Here is a 26,994-nt window from a genome sequence, read left to right as displayed (position 1 = left end):
GCGAGACGCCAGGGCGTAGAATCCCCGCCATGAAACGACTCGTCCTGATCGATGGTTCCAGCTACCTCTACCGCGCCTTCCACGCGCTGCCGCCGCTGAGCAACGACGCCGGCGAGCCCACCGGCGCGCTGTTCGGCGTGGTCAACATGCTGCGCGCGACCTTGAACGAACGGCCGGACTACGTGGCCTTCGTCGTCGACGCCCCCGGCAAGACCTTCCGCGACGATCTCGACCCGAACTACAAGGCCAACCGTCCGCCGATGCCCGACGACCTGCGCGCGCAGGTGCTGCCGATGTGCGAGATCGTCGAGGCGCTGGGCATTCCGATCCTGCGCATCGACGGGGTCGAGGCCGACGACGTCATCGGCACGCTGGCGCTGCGCGCCAACCAGGACGGGATCGACGTCACCATCTCCACCGGCGACAAGGACTTCGCCCAACTCGTGCGCCCGGGCGTGACCCTGGTCAACACCATGAGCGGCAGCCGCATGGATTCGGACGAGGCGGTGATCGCCAAGTTCGGCGTGCGCCCCGACCAGGTGATCGACCTGCTCTCGCTGATGGGCGACAGCGTCGACAACATCCCCGGGGTGGAGAAGTGCGGCCCCAAGACCGCGGCCAAGTGGCTGGGCGAGTACGGCAGCCTGGACGGGGTGATCGAACACGCCGGCGCGATCAAGGGCAAGATCGGCGACAACCTGCGCGCGGCGCTGGCGCGGTTGCCGCTCAACCGCCAGCTGGCGACGATCAAGACCGACGTCGAACTCGAGCGCGGTCCGGATCAGCTGGCGCTGCGCGAGCGCGACGCCGACGCGCTGCGCGGCCTGTACGCGCGCTACGGCTTCAAGCAGGCGCTGCGCGAGCTGGAAGGCGCGTCCACCGCCAACGACATCGCCAGCGACCGCGCCGGCCTGCGTGCCACCGCCGCCGGCCACGCGCGCAGCGGCGGCGCGGGCGAGGCGCCGGACCCGGCGCTGGCGGCCAAGGGCGACTACGAGGCGGTGACGACCCAAGCGCAGCTCGACGCGCTGGTCGCCTCGCTGCAGGCGGCCGGCGAGTTCGCCTTCGACAGCGAAACCGATTCGCTCGACCCGATGCGGGCCAACCTGGTCGGCCTGAGCTTCGCCAGCGAAACCGGCCGCGCGGTCTACCTGCCGCTCGGCCACGACTACCCCGGCGCGCCGGCCCAGCTCGACCGCGAGGGGGTGCTGGAAGCGCTGCGCCCGCTGTTCGCCGATCCGGCCCGGCGCAAGCTCGGCCAGCACGGCAAGTACGACCTGCATGTGCTGCGCCGCCACGGCGTCGAGCTCGCCGGCTACGCCGACGACACCATGCTCGAGAGCTTCGTCTACAACGCCACCGCCAGCCGCCACGACATGGACTCGCTGGCCAAGCGCTACCTGGGCTACGACACGATCAAATACAGCGACGTGGCCGGCAAGGGCGCCAAGCAGATTTCGTTCTCGCAGGTCGCCATCGACGATGCGACCAAGTACGCCGCCGAAGACGCCGACGTGACCCTGCGCCTGCACCGCGTGCTCGGCGCGCGGCTGGCGGCCGAGCCGGCGCTGGAGAAGGTCTACCGCGAGATCGAGATGCCGCTGGTGCCGGTGCTGGCGCGGGTCGAGACCAACGGCGTGATGATCGACGGCGACGAGCTGCGCCGGCAGTCGCAGGACCTGGGCAAGCGCATGCTCGACGCGCAGCTCAAGGCGACCGAGCTGGCCGGGCGCACCTTCAATCTGGATTCGCCCAAGCAGCTGCAGGCGCTGCTGTTCGACGAACTCAAGCTGCCGGTGCTGGTGAAGACGCCGACCGGTCAGCCCAGCACCAACGAAGAGGCGCTGGAGGCGATCGCCGACCAGCACGAACTGCCGCGGGTGATCCTGGAGTACCGCGGCCTGGCCAAGCTGCGCAGCACCTACACCGACAAGCTGCCGGAGATGGTCAACCCGCATACCGGGCGCGTGCACACCAGCTACCACCAGGCCGGCGCGGCCACCGGACGGCTGGCGTCCAGCGATCCGAACCTGCAGAACATCCCGATCCGCACCGACGACGGCCGCCGCATCCGCCGCGCCTTCGTCGCGCCGCCCGGGCGCAAGCTGGTGGCGTGCGACTACTCGCAGATCGAGCTGCGGATCATGGCTCACCTGTCGCAGGACGAAGGTCTGGTGCGCGCGTTCGAGTCCGGCGCCGACGTGCACCGCGCGACCGCGGCCGAAGTGTTCGGCAAGAAGTCGCTGGACGAAGTCAGCGGCAACGAGCGCCGCGCCGCCAAGGCGATCAACTTCGGCCTGATGTACGGCATGAGCGCGTTCGGCCTGGCCCGCCAGCTCGGCATCGGCCGCGGCGAGGCGCAGGACTACATCGCCCTGTACTTCAGCCGTTATCCGGGCGTGCGCGATTTCATGGAGCGCACCCGCCAGGACGCGCGCGACCGCGGCTACGTCGAGACCGTGTTCGGCCGCCGCCTGTACCTGGAGAACATCAAGGCCTCCAACCAGGGCCTGCGCGCCGGCGCCGAGCGCGCGGCGATCAACGCGCCGATGCAGGGCACCGCGGCCGACATCATCAAGCGCGCGATGATCGACATCGACGGCTGGCTGGCCGGCCATCGCGAGCGCGCGCTGATGATCCTGCAGGTGCACGACGAACTGGTGTTCGAGGTCGAGGACGGCTTCGTCGATGAACTGCTGGCGCAGGCCTCACGCCGGATGTCGGCGGCCGCCACGCTGCGCGTGCCGCTCGTCGTCGACAGCGGGGTGGGTATTAATTGGGACGAAGCGCATTGATTATCTGGAAGCCCTTGATTTTGCTGGGGCTGGCTTAATGAATCGGTCCTGAATCCAACAATTTATTAACTCCGATCTTCACGAACTATCCATGTGCCGGGTGGTCATATAGGTCGCGACAGATGCAACGTCTGTCGCCGATCTCTCCCTCCCCTGGAGTGATCCCCCGGAGCGAACGACCCCTCCCCAGGTCTCGCTCCACCAGCCCCGCCGGCCCCCCCTGCCCGCGGGGCTTTTTATTTTCCGGCCCAAAGCCGCTGCGTCCGCGCAGCGGCTTTTGTTTTGCCCGGCGGCGATTCCATCGCAGCCGCCCAAGCATATTCGCAGTCGCAGATAACAACGCGATTAAACGAAAGCGCTCACGCGGCAAATGCGATGGGTTTCGCGCGTTGATTTAGAAAAATTTAGAAATGACGGATCCGCGTGCGAAATCGCCAGGAGCCCCTGTCGGTGCCGCGCGAGCCGCGACCGCGACATCGCGCTTACGGCGCAACCGGCTGGCCCGCGGTCGCGGCTCGCGCCGCTCCTACAGGAAGCCGCCGCTGCGCTGCGCCTCACCCGGCCTCGCCCAGCCAGTCGCGCGGCGCCAGGAACTGCGCCAGTTGCGCCTCGTCGCTGTCGGCCTCGGGCTGGAAGCCGTACTCCCAGCGCACCAGCGGCGGCAGGCTCATCAGGATCGACTCGGTGCGCCCGCCGGACTGCAGGCCGAACAGGGTGCCGCGGTCGAACACCAGGTTGAACTCGACGTAGCGGCCGCGCCGGTACAGCTGGAACTGGCGCTCGCGTTCGCCGTAGGGCGTGTCGCGGCGGCGCTCCACCAGCGGCAGGTAGGCGTCGAGGAAACCGTCGCCGACCGCGCGCAGGTAGCCGAAGTCGCGTTCGAAGTCGCCGTGCAGGTCGTCGAAGAACAGGCCGCCGACACCGCGGGTCTCGTTGCGGTGCTTGAGGAAGAAATATTCGTCGCACCAGCGCTTGTGCGCCTGGTAGCGCTCTTCGCCGCCATACGGCTCGCACAGCGCGCGCGCGGTGCGGTGCCAGTGGCGCACGTCCTCGAGGAAGGGATAGAACGGGGTCAGGTCGAAGCCGCCGCCGAACCACCAGGCCACGGTCTGGCCGTCGCGCATGGCGCGGAAGTGGCGCACGTTGGCGTGGGTGGTCGGCAGGTAGGGGTTGTGCGGGTGGAACACCAGCGACACCCCGACCGCGCGCCAGGACGCGCCCGCCAGCTCCGGCCGCGCCGCGCTCGCCGATGGCGGCAGCTGGGTGCCGGACACGTCGGAGAAGCCGACGCCGGCCTGCTCGAACACGTTGCCGCCGCGCAGGATGCGGGTGCGGCCGCCGCCGCCTTCGGCGCGCTGCCATTGGTCCTCGATGAAGCGGGCGCCGCCGTCGGCGGTTTCGATGGCGGCGCAGATGCGGTCCTGCAGGCCGGAGAGGTAGTCGCGGACGCGGTCGAAGTCGTTCATGGCGCGCATTCTAGCGATGCGCGGCGCGGGCCGGCTTGACCTGGGTCAAGCGTGCCGGTGGCGGTCGCGGTGCGAGAGGCGGGCTTGCGCGGTAGGCGCGGTGTCGCGGTCGCGGCTTGCGCCGCTCCTACAGGGGGCGGCCGTAGCTTCGATTCTGGCTGTAGGAGCTGCGCGAGCTGCGACTGCGGGGCTTCGTGCTTGCGCCGCAAGCCGTGTGTCGCGGTCGGGGCTTGCGCCGCTCCTACAGGAGGCGGCCGTGGCTTCGATTGCGTCGGCGGGGGCTCCGGGAGCCCCCGCCGAGGGTGTGGATCACTTCTTCAAGGTGCGCTCGAACAGCTCGTAGATGCGCCGGTACTCGTCGTACCACGCGTCGGCATGGACGAAGCCGTGGCGCTCCAGCGGGTACGGGGCGATCTCCCACTTGTCCTTGCGCAGCTCGATGAGCTTCTGGGTCATCATCACCGAGTCCTTGAAGAACACGTTGTCGTCGATCATGCCGTGGGCGATCAGCAGGTTGTCCTGCAGGCCGGCGGCGAATTCGATCGGCGAGGACTTCTTGTAGGCCTCCGGATCGAGCTCGGGGGTGTTGAGGATGTTGGACGTGTATTCGTGGTTGTACTGCGACCAGTCCGAAACCGGGCGCAGCGCGGCGCCGGCCTTGAACTTGCCCGGCGCGCGGTACAGCGCCATGAAGGTCATGAAGCCGCCGTAGGAGCCGCCGTAGATGCCGGCGCGGTCGCCGTCGCCCTGCTTGTTGGCGACCAGCCAGTCCAGGCCGTCCAGGTAGTCCTCGAGTTCCGGGTGGCCCATCTGCCGGTAGATCGCGGTGCGCCAGTCGCGGCCGTAGCCTTGGGAGGCGCGGTAGTCGAGATCGAGCACGACGTAGCCCTGCTGCACCAGCAGGTTGTGGAACATCTGTTCGCGGAAGTAGTTCGGGTAGCGCTCGCTGACGTTCTGCAGGAAGCCGGCGCCGTGCACGAACATCACGATCGGGTACTTCTTGCCGGGCTCGTAGTTCTTCGGCCCGTAGAACTTGCCCCAGACCGTGCCGGCGCCGTGCTTGGACGGAACCTGCACGTATTCGGGCTGGATCCACTCGCGCTGCTTGAAGCCGTCCTTGCGGGTGTCGGTGAGCTTGACGGTGTTCTCTCCGCTGACGTCGACCACCGCCAGCTGCGGCGGCAGGTAGCTTTCGGAGTAGCGCGCCAGCACTTTGCGGCCGTCGGGCGAGAGCGCGAAGCTCTCCACGCCGTCGAGCGCGGTGACTTCGCGCACCGCGCCGCCGTTGCGGTCGACCGCGCAGACTTCGTAGTCGCCCGGCCACTTGCGGTTGCACAGGAAGAAGAAGGTCTTGCCGTCGGCGCCGAGCTGCGGGTCGGAGACCTCCCACTTGCCCGAGGTGATCGGCTTGGCCGCGCCGCCGTCGCTGACGTACAGGTGCGAGTAGCCGCTTTGTTCCGACAGCAGCCACAGGCCGCCGTCGGGCAGCCAGCCGAAGTCGTTGTAGTCCCAGCCGATCCAGGCCTTGTCGTTGAGGCGGTGGCGGGTTTCCAGCGCGGCGCGGGCGAGGTCGACCGAGGCGATCCAGCGGTCCTTGTTGTCGGTGGCGCGGATCAGCACGCCGGCGTGGCGGCCGTCGTCGCTCCAGCGCACCGCGGCGTTGCGGCCGTCGCCGTCGGTCTCGATGCGCACCGGGCGGTCGCCCTTGAGCGGGTCTTTCTTTGCCGCCTTGCGCATCGCCGCGAGCGGGTCTTCGCCGATGCCCGGCAGCTTGTCGAACTTGAGTTCGCTGGCCTTGCCCGCGGCCACGTCGACCAGCCACAGCTTCTGCGCCAGCGGCTCGTTGCGGCCGACGCGGGTGCGCACTTCCTCGAATTCCTCGTAACCCGATTCGGTCACGTACTTGGGCATCTTGCCGCTGGCGCCGGCCTCGCCCTTCTTGTCCTGGGTGACCGCGAGCAGGTAGCGGCCGTCGGGCGAGAGCGCGGTGTCGACGATCTCGACGTCGCTGCCGAGGTAGACCGCGCGCGGCGCGCGGCTGGGGTCGCTCTTGCGCCAGGCCTCGTCCTGCTCGCGCGAGGCGTCGCGCTGGGCGCGGTCGTTGCGCAGGGTGTCGATGGTGGACAGCTGGTAGTCGCGCAGCGCGTCGGCCTTGGGCGCCTTGGCCGGGTCGTTCTGCGCCAGCACCTGCGCGGCCTGGCTCACGCCCTGGCCCGCGCGCCACTGGAACCACTGGTTGTCGGCGCGGAACACCAGGTTGCCGTCGCGCGAGAACTGCGGGCGCGCCTCGGTCTCGTTGCTGCGGGTGACCTGGGTCAGCGCGCCGGAGCGCAGGTCGCGCACGAACACGTCGCCGTTGCGGATGAAGGCCATGCGCGTGCGCTGCGCATCGAACACCGGGTTGACCGCGTCGAGCTCGTTGCGCGCCGCGCCGTCCACGCGCTGCGGCGCGCCGCCGGCGGCGCCGGCCTGCCAGGTGTCGCGGATGATCGCGCCGTCGCGCTTGAGCTGGTACTGCACGCGTTGGCCGTCCCAGGCCCACCAGGCGCGTTCGACCGGCGGACCGATCCAGTCCGGGTCGGCCATGGTGTCGGCCAGGGTCAGCGGCGCGGCGGTTTGGGCGAAGGCGGCGCTGGCGAGCAGGGCCAGCGGCAGGGCGGCGAGTCGGGCGTAGGCGAGGCGCATCGAGCGGGCTCTGGGGATAAAGACGGGGCAGGGTAGCAGCCGGGGGCGGCGCGGCGGGCCGGTCGTTGGTCATGGCGGCGGTGCGGATTCGGGCCGATTCGCGGCCACGGGCGGGGACGCCGGACGATGCGCCGGCGTCGGGTTTGCGGGATCGGCGGTTTCGCGGCGGTGCCGGCCGGCGTGGGCGCACGCCGGCGGGCCGAGGCCGCGCCGGCCGTGTCGCTGCACGCGGCGGTGTCGGGCCGACGATGCCGGTCCGGGCCGGGCGGGTGTTGTGGCAGGGCCTTCAGGCCCGATGCCCTTCGTTCCGCCGGATTCGAAACCCGGATCGGGAAGCGTCGGGCCTGAAGGCGCTCCCACAGGGGACGCTGCGACCGTCTCTCGTCCCGGATCGGGCCCGTGCAGACGAACGTTCGCGCAGCCGCGCGCCCGGCCGCGCCGATCCGCACGATCGCGCGCCAGGCGCCGATGCCGCCGTTTGTCGCAGCGCCCGCGCGCGCACCGCGCACCGGCGACGGCCCCATCCCGTGCGCGCCACCGCAGCCACCGCGCCAAGCGCCCGGCCGGCCGCGGCGCCGCGCCCGCGCCAGTCGCCGAATGTCGCAGTTTCGCGCCCCGACCACGCCGCACTCACCGCCTTTGCGGTTTAAGTGCTCCCACGACCCCGGCGTGCGCGGCCGATGCTGCGACGCAAAATGAACCCGACGGCGCACACCGCGCCGTGGAGGCACACACGCGTGGACGCCCTGCTGCTGTCGCGGATCCAGTTCGGCTTCGTCATCTCTTTCCACATCCTGTTCCCGGCCTTCACCATCGGCCTGGCCAGTTGGCTGGCCTTCGTCGAATGGCGCTGGCTGCGCACCCGCGACACCCTGTGGCGCGACCTGTTCTTCTTTTGGACCAAGGTCTTCGCCGTGTCCTTCGGCATGGGCGTGGTCTCCGGCATCGTCATGAGCTTCCAGTTCGGCACCAACTGGGCGGTGCTCAGCGAGCAGGCCGGCAGCATCCTCGGGCCGCTGCTGTCGTACGAGGTGCTGACCGCGTTCTTCCTGGAGGCGACCTTCCTCGGGGTGATGCTGTTCGGCTGGGGCCGGGTCAGCGAGCGCATGCATTTCCTGGCCACGTGCATGGTCGCGCTGGGCACGCTGATCTCGACCTTCTGGATCATCTCGGCCAACAGCTGGATGCAGACGCCGACCGGCCACCGCATCGTCGACGGCGTGTTCGTGCCCGACGACTGGTGGGCGATCGTGTTCAACCCTTCGTTCCCGTACCGGCTCGCGCACATGGTGCTGGCCGCGTTCATCACCACCTGCTTCGTGATCGGCGGCGCCGGCGCGTCGTACCTGCTGCGCGGCATCCACGTCGAAGCCGGCAAGCGCATGCTCAAGGCGGCGGTGGTGTTCGCCGCGATCACCGTGCCGACCCAGGTGTTCGTCGGCGACCTGCACGGGCTCAACGTGCGCGAGCACCAGCCGATCAAGGTCGCGGCGATGGAGGCGCACTGGCAATCCAACCCGCCCGGCGAGGGCGTGCCGCTGATCCTGTTCGCGGTGCCCAACGAGAAGGCCGAGCGCAACGACCTGGAAATCGCCGTGCCCAAGCTCGGCAGCCTGATCCTCACCCACACCCTGGACGGCGACATCCAGCCGCTCAAGTCGGTGCCGGCCAGCGAGCGGCCGCCGGTGAAGCCGGTGTTCTACGCGTTCCGGGTCATGGTCGGCCTGGGCATGGCGATGCTGGCGCTGGTGGCGTGTTCGCTGTGGCTGCTGTGGCGCCGGCGCCTGTACGAATCGCGCGCGGTGTTGTGGGGCTGGCGGTTGATGATCATGAGCGGCTTCGCCGCGATCCTGGCCGGCTGGTACGTGGTCGAGATCGGCCGCCAGCCGTACGTGATCTACGGCCTGCTGCGCACCGCCGACGCGGTCAGTCCGATCGAGGCGGCCAGCGTGATGACCTCGCTGATTGCGTTCGCGGTGGTCTACCTGACCGTGTTCGGCGCGGGTTTCCGCTACCTGGTCAAGCTGATCCGCAAGGGGCCGCATCCGCACGAGCCGCCGCCGCAGCGCATGCACGGCGACAAGACCCCGGCGCGGCCGTTGTCGGTGCCGGACGAATCCACCGAGGCCGGCGCATGACCGCCGGCGGCGAGGCCGGCGCCTGAGCGCCGCCGACGAGAGAGACGGAGATCGACGATGGACTATTGGCTGCCGGTGATCTGGTTCGGCGTGATCGGCTTCGGCGTGTTGATGTACGTGCTGCTGGACGGCTTCGTGCTCGGCCTGGGCATCCTGGCGCCGTTCGCCGAGGACGAGGACCAGCTCGACCACATGATGAACACCGCCGCGCCGATCTGGGACGGCAACGAAACCTGGCTGGTGCTCGGCGGCGTCGGCCTGCTGACCGCGTTCCCGAAGGCCTATTCGCTGGTGCTGTCGGCGCTGTACCTGCCGGTGCTGCTGATGCTGATCGCGCTGGTGTTCCGCGGGGTGGCGTTCGAGTTCCGGTTCAAGGCGCGGCGCGCCAAGGCCGCCTGGGGCGCGGCGTTCTCGCTGGGCTCGCTGTTCTGCGCCTTCGCCCAGGGGGTGATCCTGGGCGCCATCGTCGAGGGCATGCCGATGCAGGAAGGCAAGTACGTCGGCGGCATGTTCGACTGGTTCAGCCCGTTCTCGATGCTGACCGGCGCGGCGGTGGTGTTCGGCTACGCCCTGCTCGGCTCGACCTGGCTGGTGCTCAAGACCGAGGGCCGGCTGCAGTACATCGCCCGCACCCTGGCGCGGCCGCTGGCGCTGGTGGTGGCGGTGTTCATCGGCCTGGTCAGCGCCTGGCTGCCGTTCCTGGACTCGCGGATCATGGCGCGCTGGTTCGAGGGCGGGAATTTCTACTGGCTGTTCCCGGTGCCGCTGCTGGTGATCGCCAACGCCTGGGCGCTGTGGCGCGCGGTGCGGCGCGAGGGCCGCGACGGCGACCCGTTCGTGTACTCGCTGGGGTTCTTCGTGCTCGGCTTCGTCGGCCTGGTGCTGGGGATCTGGCCCAACATCGTGCCGGGGCTGAGCCTGTGGGACGCGGCGGCCGCGCCGTCCTCGCAGATGTTCGTGCTCGGCGGCATGGTGATCCTGCTGCCGGCGATCCTGGGCTACACCTACTGGTCCTACCGGGTGTTCCGCGGCAAGGTCGCGGCCGACGCCGGCTACCACTGACGGCGGCGGCCGGGCGCTCGCCCGGGGCCGCCGAAACGGCGCCGGGCGGAGCGGATCGCGGTCCTGCCCGGCCTACCACCCGGGGGCGCGCCCCGCGCTGAACGCGGAAGTACGCGCGGCCCGAACGGGCGGGTATGCTGTGCGTCGCATCTTCGATGCATAAAAAGCAGTCTCCCCCGGCTGTATCGCCCGCCCCATGCAAGCCTACGTGTACAAAAGTCTGCGCAAGGCAGACACCTACGTATTCCTGAGCGCGCGCGACGATTTCGCGCGCCTGCCCGACCCCGTTCGCCAGCAGTTGGGCGCGCTGCAGTTCGTGCTCGAAGTCGAGCTCTCGGCCGAGCGCAAACTGGCCCGCGCCGACGCGGCCACGGTGCGCGAGAACCTGGATTCGCGCGGTTTCCACCTGCAGTTCCCGCCGGTGCCCGGCGTCCCCGCTGCGGAGGCCGCGCAACCCGATGCCTGACGCTCCCACCTCGCGCGCCCTGTCGAAGGGCTTCGCCATCGCCTTGGCCGCCGGCCTGGCGCTGGCGCTGGCGACCGGCTTCGGCGGCACGCCGGCGGGGGCGGTCGTGGCGCTGCTCGGCGGCGCCCTGGCGCAGCCGGCGTTCGCGCTGGCGGCGCGGCTGTGGCGCCGGCGCGGCGACGCCGCGGCGCCGGCGCCCGACTGGAAACCCGAACTGCTGAACCTGGCCGCGTTGTGGGGCGGCGCCACCGCCGCGACCGCGGCGCTGGCGGCGTGGCCGCTGAGTTCGCTGCTGCACAGCGGCTCGCTGCTGGCCGCGCTCGGCCTGAGCGTGGTCGCCGGCCTGCTGCTGCTGGGGCTGTGGCGGCTGTGGCCGCTGTGGCAGGGCAGCGAGCGCGACGGCGCCGCGCTGCCGCCGCAATGGGCGCGCCTGCCCGACCTCGAACTGGGCGCGTGGCGCGGTCTGGGCGTGGCCGGCATCGTCGCCGGCATCGTCGCCCTGGCCCTGCTGCTGGCCTGGCCGGGCCTGCTCGGCGGCGGCGCGCGCTGGACCCTGGCGGTCGCCTTCGCCCTGGCCTCGCCGGCGCTGCACGTGCTGCTGCAGACGATCCGCCCGGCCGACGCCCTGCCCGGCGCTGAGTTCGATCCCGAACTCGACGCTGCCCAGGGGCAGGACGAACGCCTCGACGGCGACGCCAACGAACTCGGCGACGCCGAACTGGCGCAGGCGCTGTACCTGGCCGCGCGCGCCGGCAAGGTCGAGCGCGCGCTGGAACTGATCGAACTGGGCGCCGACGTCAACGCGGCGCCGCCCGGCGAGGACGAGCGCGACCGCCGCAGCCTGCCGGTGCTGGCCGCGGTGCTGCCCGACCTGCGCCTGCTGCGCGCGCTGATCGGCCGCGGCGTCGACCTCAACATCGCCCACGCCGGCATGACCCCGCTGCTGGCGGCGACCCGCGACAGCTGGCACGGCCGCCCCGACGCGGTCATGACCCTGCTCGCCAACGGCGCCGACCCGCGCCTGGCCGACCACGAAGGCAACACCCCGCTGCACCACGCCGCGCGCAGTTCCGACCCGGGCGTGGCCGCGCTGCTGCGCGACGCCCAGGCCGAACTGGAAACGCTCAACCACGACGGCCTCAGCCCGCTCGGGGTGGCCTGCGCCAGCGGCAACTGGCGGCTGGCCAAGTTCCTGCTCGAACGCGGTGCCAAGACCGAGCACGCCGGCGGCGCGCCGGCGTTGCTGGCCGCGGCCGGCGGCGACGAGGACGACCCGGCCGGCGTGCAGCTGCTGCTCAAGCACAAGGCGCGGATCGACGCGCGCGACGGCCAGCGCCGCAGCGCCCTGCACACCGCGGCCTTCGCCGGCCACCAGGACATCGTCGCGACCCTGCTCGCCGCCGGCGCCGACGCGTCCGCGATCGACAGCCAGCAGCGCACGCCGGTGCTGGAAGCCGCCCGCGGCGGCCGCCCGGCGGTGCTGGAAAAGCTGCTCGAACACCTGCCGCAGGGCGGCGCCGAGCACGCCAAGGCGCTCGACGCCGACGGCGCCAGCGCGCTGGTCCTGGCCTGCCAGGCCGAGACCGCCTCGCCGCCGCTGGTGCTGCGCCTGCTCGAACTGGGCCTGGACCCGGAACTGCGCGACCGTCACGGCAAGCGCGCGGTCGACCGCGCCGCCGAGGCCGGACGCTGGTCGCTGGTGGCCGCGCTCGACCGCGCCTATCCGCTGCCGGCCGCGGTCAGCGGCGAGGGCGACGCGGACGCGCCGGACGGCGAGCGGGTGATCGTCGACCGCATGCCCGCCGCGCTGCTGCGCGACGGCCTGCGCGAGGGCCGTTCGGCCGAACTGACCGGGCTGGCCAAGCTGCTGAGCCCGGCCGAACTGGGCGCGCAGCTGCACGAAGAGGACGGCCAGGCGCCGACCGCCGAGCGCATCGACTGGCTGCTGGGGCAGGGCGCCGACGCCAACGTGCGCAACGCCGCCGGCGACACCGTGCTGTTCGCCCTGCTCGACCGTGCGCCCGGCTCGCTGCCGGCGCTGCACGCGCTGCTGCGCCGCGGCGTGTCGCCGGCCGGGCGCGGCGGCCTGGGCCGGTTCCTGGCCACCTGCTCGGCCGGCGAACAGGCCGCGCGCGGGCTGGAGCAGTTCGCGCTGGACTTGATCGAACGCGGCGCCGACGCCTTCGCGCGCACCCCGGCCGGCGACCCGCCGCTGGCGATCGCGGTGCGGCTGGGCTGGGCGCGCCTGCTCGACCGCCTGCTGGCCGCCGGCGTCGACCTCAACGCCCGCGACAGCCACGGCATGAGCGCGCTGCACCTGGCCGCGGCGCTGGGCCGCGAGAACATGCTCAAGCGGCTGGTCGCCCACGGCGCCGCCCCGGACCTGCTCGCCGCCGACGGCCAGACCCCGCTCGGCGTGGCGCTGGCGTCCGGCCGGCGCGACCTCGCCGACTGGCTGGACTGGCGCGGCTGGCCGCTGCCCAAGCGTCCGCTGCGCGCCGGCGACGTGCCCGCCGCGGCCATCGTCGGCGACGCCGACGCGGTGCGGCGCCTGCTCGACCTCGGCCTGTCGGTCGATGCGCCCGACAGCCAGGGCTGCACCGCGCTGCTGCGCGCGGCCGGCGGCGGCCACCGCGCCGTGGTCGACCTGCTGCTGGCGCGCGGCGCCGACCCGGGCCGCGCGGCCAACTCCGGCGCCACCCCGCTGTCGGCGGCGGTGAGCATGCGCCACGCCGAGATCGTCGACCGCCTGGTCGCCGCCGGCGCCTCGCTGGAACAGCGCCTGCCGGGCGACCTGACCGTGCTGATGGTGGCCTGCGCGCTCGGCCTGACCGACCTGGCCGCGCGCCTGCTCGCCGCCGGCGCCGACGTCCAGGCGCGCGACGCGCAAGGCCGCATGGCCCTGCACTGCGCGGCGATGTACGGCTTCACCGCGCGCGAGCGCAGCCGCCTGGTGGCGCTGTTCGACACCCTGCTGCTGGCCGGCGTCGACGCCGACCAATCCGCCGCCGGCGCCACCCCGCTGCTGTTGCTGCTGGGCGCGCGCGCCGAGCCGGGCACCGCCGCCGACGAAGACGTGCTGATCGCCGGCCTGGAATTGCTGCTCGACCACGAAGCCTCGCTCGACGTGCAGGACCCGCGCGGCTTCGGCCCGCTGCATCTGGCCGCGCTGCACGGCCTGTTGCGGGTGGTCCAGCGCCTGCTGCGCCACGGCGCCAACCCGGACCTGCGCGACGCCCTCAACCGCACCCCGCGCGAGATCGCGGTGATGCGCGGCTTCGTCGACATCGCCGCCGAATTCGCCCCGGCGACGGCCGGCAACGGCAACAACGGCGGCGTATCGATGGCGCGGTTCCTGCGCGGCGGGCCGGGCAGCTGAGCCGCGGACCTGCGCCGCGAGCCTGAAACCTCGCGGCCGCAGCGCCTGCAGGTCGGAAACGAAACCGCGGCCGCTTCTTGTAGGAGCGGCGCAAGCCGCGACCGCGACACTGCGCATGCGCCGCGAGCCGGAAGCCTCGCGGTCGCAGCGCCTACAGGTCGGAAACGAAACCGCGGCCGCTTCTTGTAGGAGCGGCGCAGGCCGCGACCGCGACACGGCGCATGCGCCGCAAGCTTGAAGCCCCGCGGTCGCGACTTCGCGAGCGCAACCTCGATCGCGAGCCGGCCTCAATGCCGGGTGGAGCTCTCGCTCGGCACCGTCGTCGCCTGCTTGTCCACCATTCCCGCCAGCAAGCCTTCGCCGCGGTCGGCGTCGAACAGTTCTTCCAGTTCCTTGCGCGCGTCGCGCGCGCTCTGCAGCAGCGCGTCTTCGTCGTCGTGGACCAGGTACTGGGCGTTGAGCATGCGTTCGTCGAGTTCGCGGAAGCGCTCGACGTGGTCGCGCGCGGTCGCCGGCGCGACGCCGAGCTCCACCAGCACCTCTTCGCCGAGCTTGAGGCTGGAGTGGAAGGTCTCGCGCATCGGTTCGGCGCCCAGGTCCATCAGGTCCCAGGCGTGGCGGCGGTCGCGCGCGCGGGCGAACACCTTGGCCTTCGGGTACAGCCGGCGGATCGTGCGCACGGTGCGGATGCAGGCGTCGCGGTCGTCGATGGCGATCACGAACACCTTCACCTGCGCCGCGCCGGCCGAGCGCAGCAGCTCCGGCCGGGCCGGGTCGCCGTAATAGATCATGTTGCCGAAGCGGCGCATGAAGTCGACCTGCTCGGCGCTGTTCTCGATCGCGATGAACGGGGTGCGCTGCGCCACCAGCAGGCGCGCGACGATCTGGCCGAAACGGCCCATGCCGGCCAGCAGCACCTGCGGGTGGTGCTCGTCGGTGATCTCGTCGTACGGCCGCTTGGGCTTGGGCGCGGGCTTGGCGTCGAGCACGCGCTGCGCGGCGATCATCAGCAGCGGGGTCAGCGCCATCGACACGCCGACCGCGGCGATCAGGCGGTCGCGGGTCGGGTCGTCGAGCAGCTTGGCCTTGAACGCTTCGTTGAACACCACGAACGCGAACTCGCCGCCCAGCGCCATCACCGTGGACAGCTGGAACGCGCCGCGCTTGTCCAGGCCGCCGGCGCTGATGCCGACCGCGAACAGCAGGACGAACTTGACCGTCAGCAGGGTCAGCACGATCGCGCCGATGGTCAGCGGCTCATTCATCACCCGCTGCAGGTCGATGCTCATGCCCACGGCCATGAAGAACAGGCCCAGCAGCAAGCCCTTGAACGGCTCGATCTGCGATTCGAGCTCGTGGCGGAATTCCGAATCGGCCAGCAGCACACCGGCCAGGAACGCGCCCAGGCCGGCCGACAGGCCCGCGGTCTGCAGGATCCAGGCCGAGCCCAGCACCGTCAGCAGCGCCGCGCCGGTGAACACTTCCGGCATCTGCGTGCGCGCGACCACCCGGAACACCTGGCGCAGCAGCACCCGGCCGCCGAACACCACCGCGGCGATCGCGCCGACCGCCTTGGCCACCGAGATCCAGTTCAGGCCTTCCACGCCCGCGGCCTTGCCCAGCAGCGGGATCGCCGCCAGCAGCGGGATCGCGGCGAGGTCCTGGAACAGCAGGATCGCGAACGCCAGCTTGCCGTAGTCGGCGGTCAGGCCCTTGCGTTCGGACAGCAGCTGCAGGCACACCGCGGTCGAGGACAGGGCCAGGCCGAGGCCGACCACGGTCGCCGCCTTCCAGCCCAGGCCGCCGCCGAACATCGCCAGCGCGCCCAGCGCCAGGCCGCTGAGGATCACCTGCAGGCCGCCGGCGCCGAACACCGGCTTGCGCATCACCCGCAGGCGCGAGGGCGACAGCTCCAGGCCGATCACGAACAGCATCATCACCACGCCGATTTCCGACGCGGCCAGCACCGGCTCGGCGTCGGCGATCACCTTGACGCCGTAGGGGCCGAGCACCACGCCCGCGGCCAGGTAGCCCAGCACTGCGCCCAGTCCGAACTTGCGGAACACCGGCACGGCGATGACCGCGGCCAGCAGGAACAACAACGCAAGTTCGAGACCGCCACCGTGCATAGGCACCTCCGGCTGGGATTATGGCGCCTGAGCGCGTCGGATGGGGGAGCGCAATGGGACGCTGCATCGCCGACAACGGCCCGCTGGGGCGGCGGATGACGCAACCGCTTTGCTATGGTTGCCGGCTCGCCGATTTTCAATCGTCGTTGTTGCAGCGCGGTTTTTCGTATTGGTCGAACAAGGGGTCGTGCGGCACATGAAGGCAATGAAGACAGTCGCGGCGCTCGCGCTGATCGCCGCGCTGGCCGCGCCGGCGCCGGCCGCCGCGCAGGGGCGCGCCGAGGTGCGCAAGCAGGCCGAGATGAGCATGGTGGTGACCGGCACGGTGCGCGTCGCTGCCGATGGCCGGGTCGAAGGCGTGAGCGTCGACCGCGAAGCCGAGGTGCCCAAGGACGTGCTGGGGCTGATCGGCGGCGCGGTGCCGCGCTGGCGCTTCGAGCCGCTGGCCGCCGCGGCGCCGGCCGCCGATGTCGCGATGACGCTGCGCGTGGCGGTGCGCCGCGATCCGCAGGCGCAGCAGGACGCGTACATCATGCGCATCGTCAGCGCCAGTTTCGGCGAGCCCGAGCCGCCGTATGGGCGCTCCACGCCGCCGCCGATCTACCCGACCCGCGCGGCGATGCAGGGCGTGCCGGCCACGGTCTACGTGGTGGCGCGGTTCGGCCGCGACGGCAAGGTCCAGGCGTCCTTCGTCGAGCAGGTCAACCTGTACCGGGTCGGCACCCAGGCGCAGATGGACTGGTTCCGCACGTCCTTCGCCGAGGCCACCCTGGCCGCGGTCCGGCGCTGGAGCTTCGTGCCGCCGAACCAGGGCGAGCAGGCGGCGCGCGAGGGCTGGCTGGTGCGCGTGCCGGTGGCGTTCATGCCGCCCGGCCACCACGGCAAGGCCTATGGGCACTGGGACGTGTACGTGCCCGGCCCGCGCCAGCGCGCGCCGTGGGCGCGGCAGACCGCCGACGCCGGCGTGGACGCCATGGCCGGCAGCGGCCCGCGCCTGCTCGGCGGCGGCCGGCGCCTGCTCAGCGGGCTCGACGACAACGGCTGAAACCCTCGCGTCCACCGCGATGCCGAACCGGCGCCTCCCTCGCGGAGGCGTTTTTTTTGGCGGCGGTCGCGATGTCGAAAAGGCGTTTCCAGCGTCGCGATCGCTGCGAACGCAGTTAGCGAAAATTACGTGCGGCCGCCGCACGAAATGTGCCGGTTTTGCGCAGGACGCTCACGGCCGATCCGGCCGACCCACATGGAGATTTCGATGAAGACACTGACCCTGCTGTTCGCGGCGCTGTTGCTGAGCGCGTGCAATCCGACCTTCGACCGCCCGCCGCTGCTGCAGGCCGACGGCGCTGTCACCGGCCAGGCCAAGCAGGGCATCGCGGCGCCGCGCGCACCGGCGCAGGCGCGCGCGGTCGGTTGAGCGCCGGGCGCGGCCGCCGCGCGGGCGGCGGCCGATCGCGTCGCCGCGGCGCAGGCGGGACCGGCCGCGACGGACCGGCCCGCGTGGCGCGCGTCGCCTCAGCCGACGGGCGGTAACGCTGAACGGGCACTATGGCGGCCACGCCCGCAGGCCAACGTACGCTGACGAATTGCTGTCGTTCAGCTTCGAAGGCATGATGCGGGTTCGCCCGCCATCCCGGAGCTCCTCATCCCTAGTCGGGCTCGGCGACTCGTGAAGCAAATAGCACCGACATGGAGCCAGTGACTATGAATGCCGCAGTCGATTCACTCACCCCCGCCGGCGTCGCCCCGGCCGGGGACCCCGCCGCCCCGCGCTGGTACGCCGGCCAGGGCGCACCGCTGAGCCAAGCCACCGCCTACACCGCCTTGCTGCCCGCCGACGGCGAGTGGCCGCGCGCGACGGTGATGCGCGCCTTCGTCGCCGACGCCCTGCAACGCAACGGCCTGGTGGTGGACGAGGACACCCTCGACGCCACCGTCGCCGCCGCGTCGGCGCCCGGCGGCGCCTTCGCCGACGCCGGCTTCGCCTGGAGGCTGCAGCCCGGCGAAAGCCGCGGCCCAGGCCGCGTGGCCCCGCCGTTCCAGGGCTACTCGCTGCAGGTGCCGGCGTCCGCGCAGACCGCGCTGACCGCCTACGCCAAGGACTGGGCCGCGCAGCACGACCCGCACGCGCCCGGCAGCGAAGACGCTCCGCTGCACAAGCTCAAGGGCCTGGCCGCCGCCGCCGGCAAGTCCGACGTGCTGGAAACCCTTGACGCGCTGGACGCGGCGATCAAGGCCGGCTCCGCCGCGCAACAGGCCGGCAAGCCGCTCGACGCGGTGGCGCTGAGCGCGGTGCTGGAATTCGCCACCCGCAGCGGCCACGAGCGCGAGGCGGCCAAGCTGCTGGAGCGCTATACCGCGGTCAAGGGCATCACCGGCGGCGCGCGCGAGATCAGCCACAACGCCGGCCGCGTGTTCAACGGCCGCGATCCGGTCACCGGCAAGGCGCTGACCACCGACGACCGGGTCAACTCCGCGTTCGACCTGCTCAACGGCGGCTTCAAGCTCGCCGGCAACCTCGGCAGCACCGCGCTGCTGATGGGCGCCAGCAACTCCGGCCTGGTCGCCGGCCTGATCGGCGTCGCCCCGATCGGCATCGCCGTGGTCGCCTTCGCCGCCGGCGCCTACAGCCTGATCAAGCACATCCGCGAAGCCATCCTCAAGCCGCAGTGGGACGAGTTCCGTGAGCGCTTCCCGTTCGCCGAGGGCATGGAACCCAAGCAGGCCATCAGCGGGGTGATGCGGCAGATCGCCGGCATGCCCACCGACGCCGGCAACGCCCTGTCCACCGCCACCCGCATCGTCGACGGCTTCGGCGGCAACGCCGAGACCCGCGAGCGCTTCCTCGCCTTCCTCAAGCAGAAGGTGCAGCCCGAGTCGTTGGTCGAGGCGCTGGCCAGCGGCCAGGGCCTGGAGAAGCTGACCCCGCAGCAGGCGATGCTGCTGGCGCAGGCGGCCAAGGGCGCGTCGAAGGAGTTCCTCGACCTCGAGCTCAAGGACGTCAAGCGCTACGTCAAGGACCGCGACGGCGAACGCGAGCGCGGCACCTACCTGCTGCCCGATCCGCAGCGCGAGATCGCCAACCGCAACACCAACAAGCTCGGCGGCGCGGTCGAAGAGGGCTTGCGCGTCGCCGGCATCCTGACCAGCGGCGCGAACGCGCTCAACGGCCAGTACCGCGACCTGCTCGACAAGGTCAAGGGCGTGGACCTGCCGAACAAGCTCGGCGAGCAGCAGCAGAAGAACCTCGCCGCGGCGCTGGTGCCGGCCGCGCGCGAGGCCGGCCTGAACCAGGTCGACCACCTGGTGCCGAGCAAGGACGGCACCCGCGTGTTCGCGGTGCAGGGCGAACTGGATTCGCCGAGCCGGCGCATGGTCGCCATCGACGTGGCCAAGGGCGCCGACCAGAGCATCGAGACCAGCAGCAAGCTGGCCGCGCACCACGCCGCCAGCGGCGACGGCCAGAACGCGCAGCAGAACCAGGTCGCGGGCGGCCGCGGGCTGTAATCGCCGGCGTCCGGCGGCGCGGCGCCGGAGCCTTCGCGGCTCCGGCGCAGGCGTCGGCGCCGACGCCGTCGGCCAAGGGCCCGCCGGCCCGATGTTCTCCGTTCCGGTCGCGACGCCTGCGACCGGAGTCCGATCGGAGAGCATCGGGCCGGCGGGCTCTGCCGGCCTATCGTGCTTCGGTCCCGACGCATGCGTCCCGCGCCGCGCCGTTCCCGCCTCGCCTCAGCGCAACCCCGCCGCCACGCCCAGCGCGATCCGCCGCAGCTTGTGCGGATTGCGCTGCACGTACACGCCGACGATGCGCTCGCCGTCGCTGTCGTAGGCCTGCGCCGATTCCAGCGCTTCGCCGAAATAGCGCAGCACGCCGAGGCGGCCGTTGATCGTCGCCGCCTGCAGGCGCAGGCCGCGTTCGCGGCGCAAGGTCGAGGCGAACAGCAAGCGGGCGATGCGCGGCCCGCCGAGCATCGGCTCGGGGAAGGTGGCGACGATGCCGCCGCCGTCGCCGATCAGCGTCGCCGAGTCGGCCATCAGCGCGCTCATCGCGCCCAGGTCGCCGGCGTTCCAGGCGTCGAGGAAGCGCTGCATCAGCCGCCGGTGCGCCTGCGCGGACACCCGGTAGCGCGGCTGTTGTTCGCGCAGCTGGGCCTTGGCGCGATGCACGATCTGCCGGCACGCGGCTTCGCTCTTGTCGAGGACGCGGGCGATCTGCGCGTAGTCGGCGTCGAAGACTTCGCGCAGCAGGAACGCCGCGCGCGCCTGCGGCGCGAGCCGCTCCAGCACCGCCAGGAACGCCACCGACAGGTCGCTGGCGGCCTCGTGCAGGTCTTCCGGCGTGGCCGGCGCGTCCTGGGTGAGCACCGGCTCGGGCAGCCACAGGCCGACGTAGCGCGCGCGTTCGGCGCGGGCGCGGCGCAAGCGGTCGATCGCGCGGCGGCTGGTGGCGACCGCGAGCCAGGCCTCGGCGTCGTCGGCCTGCGCGGCGCCGGCGTCGTGCCAGCCCAGCCACACGTCCTGGACCACGTCCTCGGCCTCGGCCAGCGAACCGAGCATGCGGTAGGCCAGCCCGAGCAGGCGCGGGCGCAGGCGGGTGAAGGAGTCGAGCGCGCCGTCCATACACCGGTGAGTCGGATCGGGAGGCGCGATTGTGACCCAGGCGGACGCGCGCCGACCGTGGCGCGCGTCCGCGACCCGCCGGCTCAGGGCACCGGCATCAACGCCGGCTTGCCGGGGTCCTTGAGCAGCACCACCACGAACTTGGCCGGCCGCTCGCCGCTGGCGTTGCGGCCGACCGTGTGCAGGTCGCCGGGGGCTTCGTAGAAGCTCTCGCCGGCCTTGAGCGCGACCTCCTTGCCGCCAGCCACGCCCATCACGATCGCGCCTTCGACCACGTAGACGAAGGCGTGCGCATCGTGGCGGTGGACCGGGTCGGCGCCGCCGGGCGGGTATTCGACCGCCAGCATCAGCGCCTCCTTGCCGGGATAGTCGGGCAGCGGTTTGCGCATGACCTCGGTCACGACCGCAGCGGGCGCGGCGTGGCCCGCGGCCGGCGCGGCGCCATGGGCCGCGGCCGCGAGCGGGCACGCGGCGGCGAGGAAGAAGGCGAGAGCGGACAGGCGAGGGGACATGGGCGGCTCCTGGGACGGCCGTTGCGGGCGGGTGGCGCGCGATTGGGGATGCGGTGCGCGCGCGCTGGCGAACGCCGCGGCGGACGCATCGAACGCAGCACGGCGGACGCGCGCGGCGCCCGCCGTGGACGGGCTCAGGCGAGCTGGGCCTTGTCCAGGCCGAAGGCCTTGTCGTGGGCGCCCGGAGTCGCGCGGAACGCGACGTTGATGCGGTTCCAGGCATTGATCGTCATCACCGCATAGGTCAGCTCGACGAGCTCCTGTTCCGACAGCTGGGTGCGCACGCGGTCGTAGAGTTCGTCCGCCACGCCGTGCGGCGAGAGCTGGGTCAGCGCTTCGGTCCAGGCCAGCGCGGCGCGCTCGCGCGGGGCGAACAGGTCCGACTCGCGCCAGATCGCGACATGGTGCAGGCGCAGCGGGCGCTCGCCGCGGATGGTGGCTTCCTTGACGTGCATGTCCAGGCAGAACGCGCAGCCGTTGAGCTGCGAGGCGCGGATGTTGACCAGGTCCAGCAGGGTGTGGCCGAGCGAAGGCTTCTTGGTGGCCATGCTGAAGTCGACGAACTTCTTGAACAGTTCCGGGGACTGCTGCTGGTAATCGAGGCGCTGGGTCATGACGCAAGCTCCGTGAGGTGCGGCGCGGCGGGAGTGCCGGCGGTTGGCGGGCAATCTAGGCCGGCCGCCGCCGCCCCGCTAGGCCGCCGCGCGGACGCGCGGTGTTGAGCGCGACGCACCAATGGCCGCGATGTCACAAAGCCCGTCGCTGCTTCGACGTACGGGGTATGAGCCCGCATCCCTGCCTGCCGTCCCGTCCGCCCCGCGCCCGCGCCGCCGGGCGGCTATGGCGCGAATCCGCCGCTGTCTTCGCCGTGCTGCCACGGTTCGCGCGCGCAGCGCTCGCGCGGCCTGCGGTCTGCGACGGCGGCCTCGCCCGCCTGCCCGGCGCGCCGGCGGATCGCGCGCACGTCCTCGCGCTGGGTACGCACACGCCGCCGGCTGCGACGCGTGCGCATGAGGAGAGCGAAGCGTGAGCCTGTCCGCAGTTCTGCCGGCCGCGCGCGGCCACGTCCGCGCAGTGCAGGCGTCGCCGTCGCCGCACGCCGCGCTGTCGCCGCCGTCGTTGCCGTCGCTGTCGCCGGCGTTCTCCGCCAGCTACGCCGGCGTGGTCGCCTTCATCGCCGTGGCCACCGAAGGCAGCTTCGCCCGCGCCGCCGACCGCCTCGGCATCGGCCGCTCGGCGGTGAGCCGCAGCGTGCAGAAGCTGGAAGGGCAGGTCGGCGCGCGGCTGTTCTCGCGCACCACCCGCTCGACCTCGCTCACCCCCGAAGGCGAGCTGTTCTTCGACAACTGCCGCCCCGGCATGGAGCGCATCGTGCAGGCGCTGGAAGACCTGCGCGACCTGCGCGACGGCCCGCCGCGCGGGCAACTGCGCATCGGCGCCGCGCCCGGCTTCGGCCGCAAGGTGCTGGCGCCGCTGCTGGGCGAATTCCGCCGCCGGCATCCCGGCATCGCGATCGAACTGGTGCTGGACGAACGCACGCCCGACCTGGCCGTGGACCGGCTCGACCTGGCCTTCCGCGACGGCCGCCTCGACGACAGCCAGGTCATCGCCAAGCGACTGGTCCCGATGCAGTGGCTGGTGTGCGCCGCGCCCGACTACGCGCGCCGCCACGGCCTGCCGCGTTCGCCGGCGGAACTGGCGCGCCATGCCTGCCTCAACCGCCGCCTCAGCGGCGGCCGCCTGCGCGCCTGGGAGTTCAAGGTCGACGGCTGCGCGCAGGCGCTCGCGCCCGCGGCGGAACTGGCGTTCAACGACGACGAACTGCTGCTGCACGCGGCCATCGACGGCCAGGGCCTGGCGCAGCTGCCGGCCTATTTGGCCTGCGACGCGCTGCGTTCCGGCGCGCTGCTGCGCTGCCTCGGCGGCTACGCGCCCGACGACGGCGGCCATTACCTGTGCTACCTCAGCCGCGAACAACTGCCCAAGCGCGTGCGCGCCTTCATCGACTTCGCCACCGCGCGGGTGCGCGCGCTGGACCTGGATTGCGCGCTCGATCCCGGCTGCGCCTGCGCCGAGCCGTCCGCGCCGCTGGCCGCCGCCGGCTGAGCCGCGGCGATTGGTGCGCGCAGGGCAACACCGCGCGGCCGCGGCGAGGGCTACTGCCGGCGCGGCCGGCTTCCTAGCATCGTTCGCAACCGGCGGACGGCGCCACGCGCCGCACGCCCTCATCGAACCTGCGGAGGCGATCCATGAAATTCCTGGTCATCGGCGGCACCGGACTGATCGGCGGCAAAGCGGTGGCGCGGCTGCGCGCGGCCGGGCACGAAGCCTTGGCCGCCGCGCCCTCGACCGGCGTGGACATCCTCACCGGCGCAGGCCTCGACGCGGCGATGGCCGGCGCCGACTGCGTGATCGACCTGTCCAATTCGCCCTCGTTCGAGGACGCGGCGGTGCTCGAATTCTTCGCCACCGCCGGGCGCACCATCCTGGCCGCCGAAGCGCGCGCCGGCGTCGGCCACCACCTCGCGCTGTCGGTGGTCGGCACGCACAAGCTCGCGCAGAGCGGCTACTTCCGCGCCAAGATCGAACAGGAGCGGCTGATCCGCGAATCCGGCCGGCCCTACACCATCGTCCACTCGACCCAGTTCTTCGAGTTCCTGCCCGGCATCGTCCAGTCCGGCGCCGACGGCGAGCGCGTGCGCCTGCCGCAGGCGCTGATCCAGCCGATCGCCGCCGAGGACGTCGCCGCCGCGGTGGCGCGCCTGGCCCAGCAGGCGCCGGCCAACGGCATCGTCGAGATCGCCGGCCCCGAGCGCCTGCCGCTGGCGAGCCTGGCGCAGCGCTACCTGCGCGCCGTCGACGACCCGCGCGTGGCCGTCGCCGACCCGCACGCGCGCTACTTCGGCGCCGAACTCGACGACGCCACCCTGGTGCCCGACGGCGAGGCCTGGCTCGGCGCAATGGATTTCGACGCTTGGCTGGCGCAATCCGGACCCGCGCGCCCCGCGCCGCGGGCTTGAGCCGCCGCTCGCCGCCGCCCCGGCGCGCACCGCATCCGCGCACCGGCCGCGTCCGCACCGCCCGCCCCGGGATCGCGGCCATGCCCTCGCTGCAACCGCCGCCGACGAGCCTGCTGGACAAGTACCGCGGCGACGCGCCGGTCGCGCTGTACACCGCATGCGTGCGCGTGGACGGCGGCGAAGCCGGGCACGCGCGCGCGTCCGGTGTGGTGCGCTCCGACGACGGCGCGCTGACCGCGCAACTGCGCCTGCCGCCGGAGCTCGGCGGCCCCGGCGGCGGCAGCAATCCCGAACAACTGCTCGCCGCCGGCTACGCCGCCTGCTTCCACGGCGCGCTGGCGCTGCTGGCGCAGCGCGCCGGCATCGCCCTGTCCGGGGTGTCGGTGCAGGCCGCGGTGACGTTCGCGCGCGACCCGGTCGATGGTCTGTTCGTGTTGTCCGCGCAGATCCGCGTCGGCCTGCCCGGCGTGGAGCGCGCGCTCGCCGCCGAGTTGGTGCGCAATACCGAGCGGGTGTGTCCGTACGCGAAGATGTTCCGCGACGGCATCGAGCATGCGGTGGCGCTGGAATGAGTGGGCGGCCGTCGTTCCCGCGAACGCGGGAATGACGGCTTGGCGGGCGCGTGAAGAACCCGGCCGTCGCGCTGCCGTTGCGGTCGGCTTGGCGGCAGCCGATTCGCCGGGCGCCTCGAAACGCCATCGCCTCGGCGGTCGCCCCGCAACCCCATGGCCCCAAAACGAAAAAGCCCCCGCACGGGCGGGGGCTTTTCGTGGCGAGCCGGACCGGCTCAGCGCTTCATCGAACTGAAGAACTCGTCGTTCGACTTGGTCGTCTTCATCTTGTCCAGCAGGAACTCCATCGCGCCGATTTCGTCCATGCCGTGCAGCAGCTTGCGCAGGATCCAGATCTTCTGCAGCAGCTCCGGCTCGATCAGCAGGTCTTCGCGGCGGGTGCCCGAACGGTTGATGTCGATCGCCGGGTACACGCGCTTTTCGGCGATGCGGCGGTTCAGGTGGACTTCCGAGTTGCCGGTGCCCTTGAACTCTTCGTAGATCACCTCGTCCATCTTGCTGCCGGTGTCGATCAGGGCGGTGGCGATGATCGTCAGCGAGCCGCCTTCCTCGACGTTGCGCGCCGCGCCGAAGAAGCGCTTGGGACGGTGCAGGGCGTTGGCGTCGACGCCGCCCGACAGCACCTTGCCCGAAGACGGCACGACGTTGTTGTAGGCGCGGGCCAGGCGGGTGATCGAGTCGAGCAGGATCACCACGTCCTTCTTGTGTTCGACCAGGCGCTTGGCGCGCTCGATCACCATCTCGGCGACCTGCACGTGGCGCGCGGCGGGTTCGTCGAAGGTCGAGGAGACCACTTCGCCGCGCACGGTACGCTGCATTTCGGTCACTTCTTCCGGGCGCTCGTCGACCAGCAGCACGATCAGGTGCACGTCGGGATGGTTATGGGTGATCGCGGTGGCGACCTGCTGCATCATCATGGTCTTGCCGGCCTTCGGCGGCGAGACGATCAGCGCGCGCTGGCCTTTGCCCTGCGGGGCCATCAGGTCGAGGATGCGGCCGGTGATGTCTTCGGTCGAACCGTCGCCGCGCTCGAGCCTGAACTTGCGGCGCGGGAACAGCGGGGTCAGGTTCTCGAACAGGACCTTGTTCTTCGACGCTTCCAGCGGCTCGCCGTTGATGCTGTCGACCACCGACAGGGCGAAGTAGCGCTCGCCGTCCTTGGGGAAGCGGATGCGGCCGGAGAGGTGGTCGCCGGTGCGCAGGTTGAAGCGGCGGATCTGGCTGGGCGAGATGTAGGTGTCGTCCGGGCCGGCCAGGTAGCTGGCCTCGGCCGCGCGCAGGAAGCCGAAGCCGTCGGGCAGGATTTCCAGCACGCCGTCGGCGGCGACGCCTTCGCCGTGGCGGGTCAGCACCTTGAGCAGGGCGAAGATCACGTCCTGCTTGCGCGCGCGCGCCACGCCTTCCTGGATGCTGAGCTGGTCGGCCAGGTCGAGCAGCTTCGGCGCCGGCATGCGCTTGAGGTCGCCGAGCGAGTACTGCGGGAAGCCCTCGGGCACCTGCGGGTGCGGGCGCGGGACGAAGTTCTCGCCGTTGTCGCCGAAGTCCTCGCCGCCGTTGCCGCCGCGCGGCTGCTGGCGGTTGTTGCGCTCGCGGTCGCGGCGGTTGCGGAAGCGGTCGCGGCGGTTGTTGCCGCCGCGGTTGTCGAATCCTCCGTCGCGCTGCTGGCCGCCCTGGTTCTGCTGGCCTTGCTGCTGCGGATTGTTGGCTGCGCCGCCTTCGCCGGCGGGGTTGCCGTTGGCGGAGTGCTGCGGCGCGGCGGTCTCGGCGGCGCCGGAGGCGGCCGGAGCGGACTCGCCGGCGCTGGCGGCCGGGGCGGCGGCCTTGGCCGCGCGAGGCGTCGGCGCCGGAGCGGGATCGCTCGCGGGCATCGGCGCGGGAATCAGGGGGCTGGCATCGGCGACGACGGCCGGAGCGGCTTCGGCGGCCTTGCTGGCGCGCGGCTTGCGCACGCGCTTCTCGGCGGTTTCGCCAGCGTCGGGGGTCTTATCGGACAAGCGGAGGTTCCTCGCTAAGCGGCGAGCGCTCGCATCGGGCGAGCGGGACGTCAGGGACGTGGGTGGATGTGATGAGGAGCTAGACGGGGTGCGGCGCGGGGACGCGGAGTCCGACGCCGGGTACTGCGAAACTAGCACTGCTGCGGGGCTGCGGCAAGA

At 72.0% G+C, this 26,994-nt stretch carries 19 protein-coding genes; 12 read left to right on the top strand and 7 right to left on the bottom strand.

All coding sequences use genetic code 11. The features are described from left to right. Nucleotides 1-29 precede the first annotated feature (29 nt). Nucleotides 30-2,795: a DNA polymerase I gene (polA, locus tag BLV01_RS19935; RefSeq protein WP_091804125.1), complete on the top strand. Its 2,766-nt coding sequence runs from the start codon at nucleotides 30-32 to the stop codon at nucleotides 2,793-2,795. 554 nt (nucleotides 2,796-3,349) lie between these two features. Here polA and hemF read toward each other — a convergent pair. Beyond that, nucleotides 3,350-4,261, bottom strand: a complete 912-nt coding sequence (gene hemF, locus BLV01_RS19930) for an oxygen-dependent coproporphyrinogen oxidase (RefSeq protein ID WP_091804122.1) — start codon at nucleotides 4,259-4,261, stop codon at nucleotides 3,350-3,352. 309 nt (nucleotides 4,262-4,570) lie between these two features. After that, nucleotides 4,571-6,946, bottom strand: a complete 2,376-nt coding sequence (locus BLV01_RS19925; RefSeq protein WP_091804118.1) for a S9 family peptidase — start codon at nucleotides 6,944-6,946, stop codon at nucleotides 4,571-4,573. Between the two features lie 737 nt (nucleotides 6,947-7,683). Here BLV01_RS19925 and BLV01_RS19920 point away from each other — a divergent pair. The 4 genes from BLV01_RS19920 to BLV01_RS19905 all read left to right on the top strand — a co-directional run bounded on the left by BLV01_RS19920 (nucleotide 7,684) and on the right by BLV01_RS19905 (nucleotide 13,991). Further along, nucleotides 7,684-9,084 (top strand): cytochrome ubiquinol oxidase subunit I, encoded by a 1,401-nt coding sequence (locus BLV01_RS19920; RefSeq protein ID WP_091804115.1) that lies wholly within the window; start codon nucleotides 7,684-7,686, stop codon nucleotides 9,082-9,084. Nucleotides 9,085-9,141: 57 nt separating this feature from the next. Continuing rightward, the gene (cydB, locus tag BLV01_RS19915) at nucleotides 9,142-10,146 is read left to right on the top strand and encodes a cytochrome d ubiquinol oxidase subunit II (RefSeq protein WP_091804112.1); all 1,005 of its coding nucleotides are present in this window, start codon (nucleotides 9,142-9,144) and stop codon (nucleotides 10,144-10,146) included. Between the two features lie 196 nt (nucleotides 10,147-10,342). Further along, nucleotides 10,343-10,612: a YcgL domain-containing protein gene (locus tag BLV01_RS19910; RefSeq protein WP_091804108.1), complete on the top strand. Its 270-nt coding sequence runs from the start codon at nucleotides 10,343-10,345 to the stop codon at nucleotides 10,610-10,612. Further along, nucleotides 10,605-13,991, top strand: coding sequence for an ankyrin repeat domain-containing protein (locus BLV01_RS19905; protein ID WP_091804105.1), 3,387 nt, complete (start codon nucleotides 10,605-10,607; stop codon nucleotides 13,989-13,991). Before BLV01_RS19910 ends, BLV01_RS19905 begins: the two co-directional genes overlap by 8 nt. A 287-nt stretch (nucleotides 13,992-14,278) precedes the next feature. On the opposite strand, the gene BLV01_RS19900 is transcribed toward BLV01_RS19905, so the two are convergent. Then, a complete protein-coding gene (locus BLV01_RS19900; protein WP_091804102.1) occupies nucleotides 14,279-16,120 on the bottom strand; it encodes a monovalent cation:proton antiporter-2 (CPA2) family protein in 1,842 nt (613 codons plus the stop codon). 205 nt (nucleotides 16,121-16,325) lie between these two features. Here BLV01_RS19900 and BLV01_RS19895 point away from each other — a divergent pair, with 205 nt between their 5' ends. The 3 genes from BLV01_RS19895 (at nucleotide 16,326) to BLV01_RS19890 (ending at nucleotide 19,624) form a co-directional block, all read left to right on the top strand. Further along, the gene (locus BLV01_RS19895) at nucleotides 16,326-17,165 is read left to right on the top strand and encodes an energy transducer TonB (RefSeq protein ID WP_091804099.1); all 840 of its coding nucleotides are present in this window, start codon (nucleotides 16,326-16,328) and stop codon (nucleotides 17,163-17,165) included. Nucleotides 17,166-17,372: 207 nt separating this feature from the next. Continuing rightward, nucleotides 17,373-17,534 (top strand): hypothetical protein, encoded by a 162-nt coding sequence (locus tag BLV01_RS26420; protein ID WP_175486128.1) that lies wholly within the window; start codon nucleotides 17,373-17,375, stop codon nucleotides 17,532-17,534. 287 nt (nucleotides 17,535-17,821) lie between these two features. Beyond that, nucleotides 17,822-19,624, top strand: a complete 1,803-nt coding sequence (locus BLV01_RS19890; protein WP_091804097.1) for an XVIPCD domain-containing protein — start codon at nucleotides 17,822-17,824, stop codon at nucleotides 19,622-19,624. A 222-nt stretch (nucleotides 19,625-19,846) separates the two neighbouring features. On the opposite strand, the gene BLV01_RS19885 is transcribed toward BLV01_RS19890, so the two are convergent. The 3 genes from BLV01_RS19885 to BLV01_RS19875 form a co-directional block, all read right to left on the bottom strand. Continuing rightward, entirely contained in the window at nucleotides 19,847-20,737 is an 891-nt protein-coding gene (locus BLV01_RS19885; RefSeq protein ID WP_091804091.1) for an RNA polymerase sigma-70 factor, read from the bottom strand. Between the two features lie 83 nt (nucleotides 20,738-20,820). Further along, entirely contained in the window at nucleotides 20,821-21,249 is a 429-nt protein-coding gene (locus BLV01_RS19880) for a cupin domain-containing protein (protein WP_091804088.1), read from the bottom strand. Between the two features lie 134 nt (nucleotides 21,250-21,383). Beyond that, a complete protein-coding gene (locus BLV01_RS19875; RefSeq protein WP_091804085.1) occupies nucleotides 21,384-21,863 on the bottom strand; it encodes a carboxymuconolactone decarboxylase family protein in 480 nt (159 codons plus the stop codon). Between the two features lie 167 nt (nucleotides 21,864-22,030). Here BLV01_RS19875 and BLV01_RS25720 point away from each other — a divergent pair, with 167 nt between their 5' ends. From BLV01_RS25720 to BLV01_RS19860, 4 genes are all read left to right on the top strand, one after another. Beyond that, nucleotides 22,031-22,279, top strand: a complete 249-nt coding sequence (locus BLV01_RS25720) for a hypothetical protein (RefSeq protein WP_139178900.1) — start codon at nucleotides 22,031-22,033, stop codon at nucleotides 22,277-22,279. Then, nucleotides 22,276-23,355, top strand: a complete 1,080-nt coding sequence (locus BLV01_RS19870; RefSeq protein ID WP_343124256.1) for a LysR family transcriptional regulator — start codon at nucleotides 22,276-22,278, stop codon at nucleotides 23,353-23,355. Before BLV01_RS25720 ends, BLV01_RS19870 begins: the two co-directional genes overlap by 4 nt. A 143-nt stretch (nucleotides 23,356-23,498) precedes the next feature. Further along, nucleotides 23,499-24,269 (top strand): SDR family oxidoreductase, encoded by a 771-nt coding sequence (locus BLV01_RS19865; RefSeq protein WP_091804082.1) that lies wholly within the window; start codon nucleotides 23,499-23,501, stop codon nucleotides 24,267-24,269. An 80-nt stretch (nucleotides 24,270-24,349) separates the two neighbouring features. Next, on the top strand, nucleotides 24,350-24,841 hold the full coding sequence (locus BLV01_RS19860) for an Ohr family peroxiredoxin (protein ID WP_091804166.1): 492 nt from the start codon (nucleotides 24,350-24,352) through the stop codon (nucleotides 24,839-24,841). Between the two features lie 215 nt (nucleotides 24,842-25,056). On the opposite strand, the gene rho is transcribed toward BLV01_RS19860, so the two are convergent. Beyond that, the gene (rho, locus tag BLV01_RS19855; protein ID WP_091804079.1) at nucleotides 25,057-26,835 is read right to left on the bottom strand and encodes a transcription termination factor Rho; all 1,779 of its coding nucleotides are present in this window, start codon (nucleotides 26,833-26,835) and stop codon (nucleotides 25,057-25,059) included. Nucleotides 26,836-26,994: the final 159 nt, after the last annotated feature.

It is taken from the genome of Lysobacter sp. yr284, from assembly GCF_900107375.1.
Taxonomy (GTDB): Bacteria; Pseudomonadota; Gammaproteobacteria; order Xanthomonadales; family Xanthomonadaceae; genus Lysobacter.
This window is presented reverse-complemented; position numbering and strand designations above follow the sequence as displayed.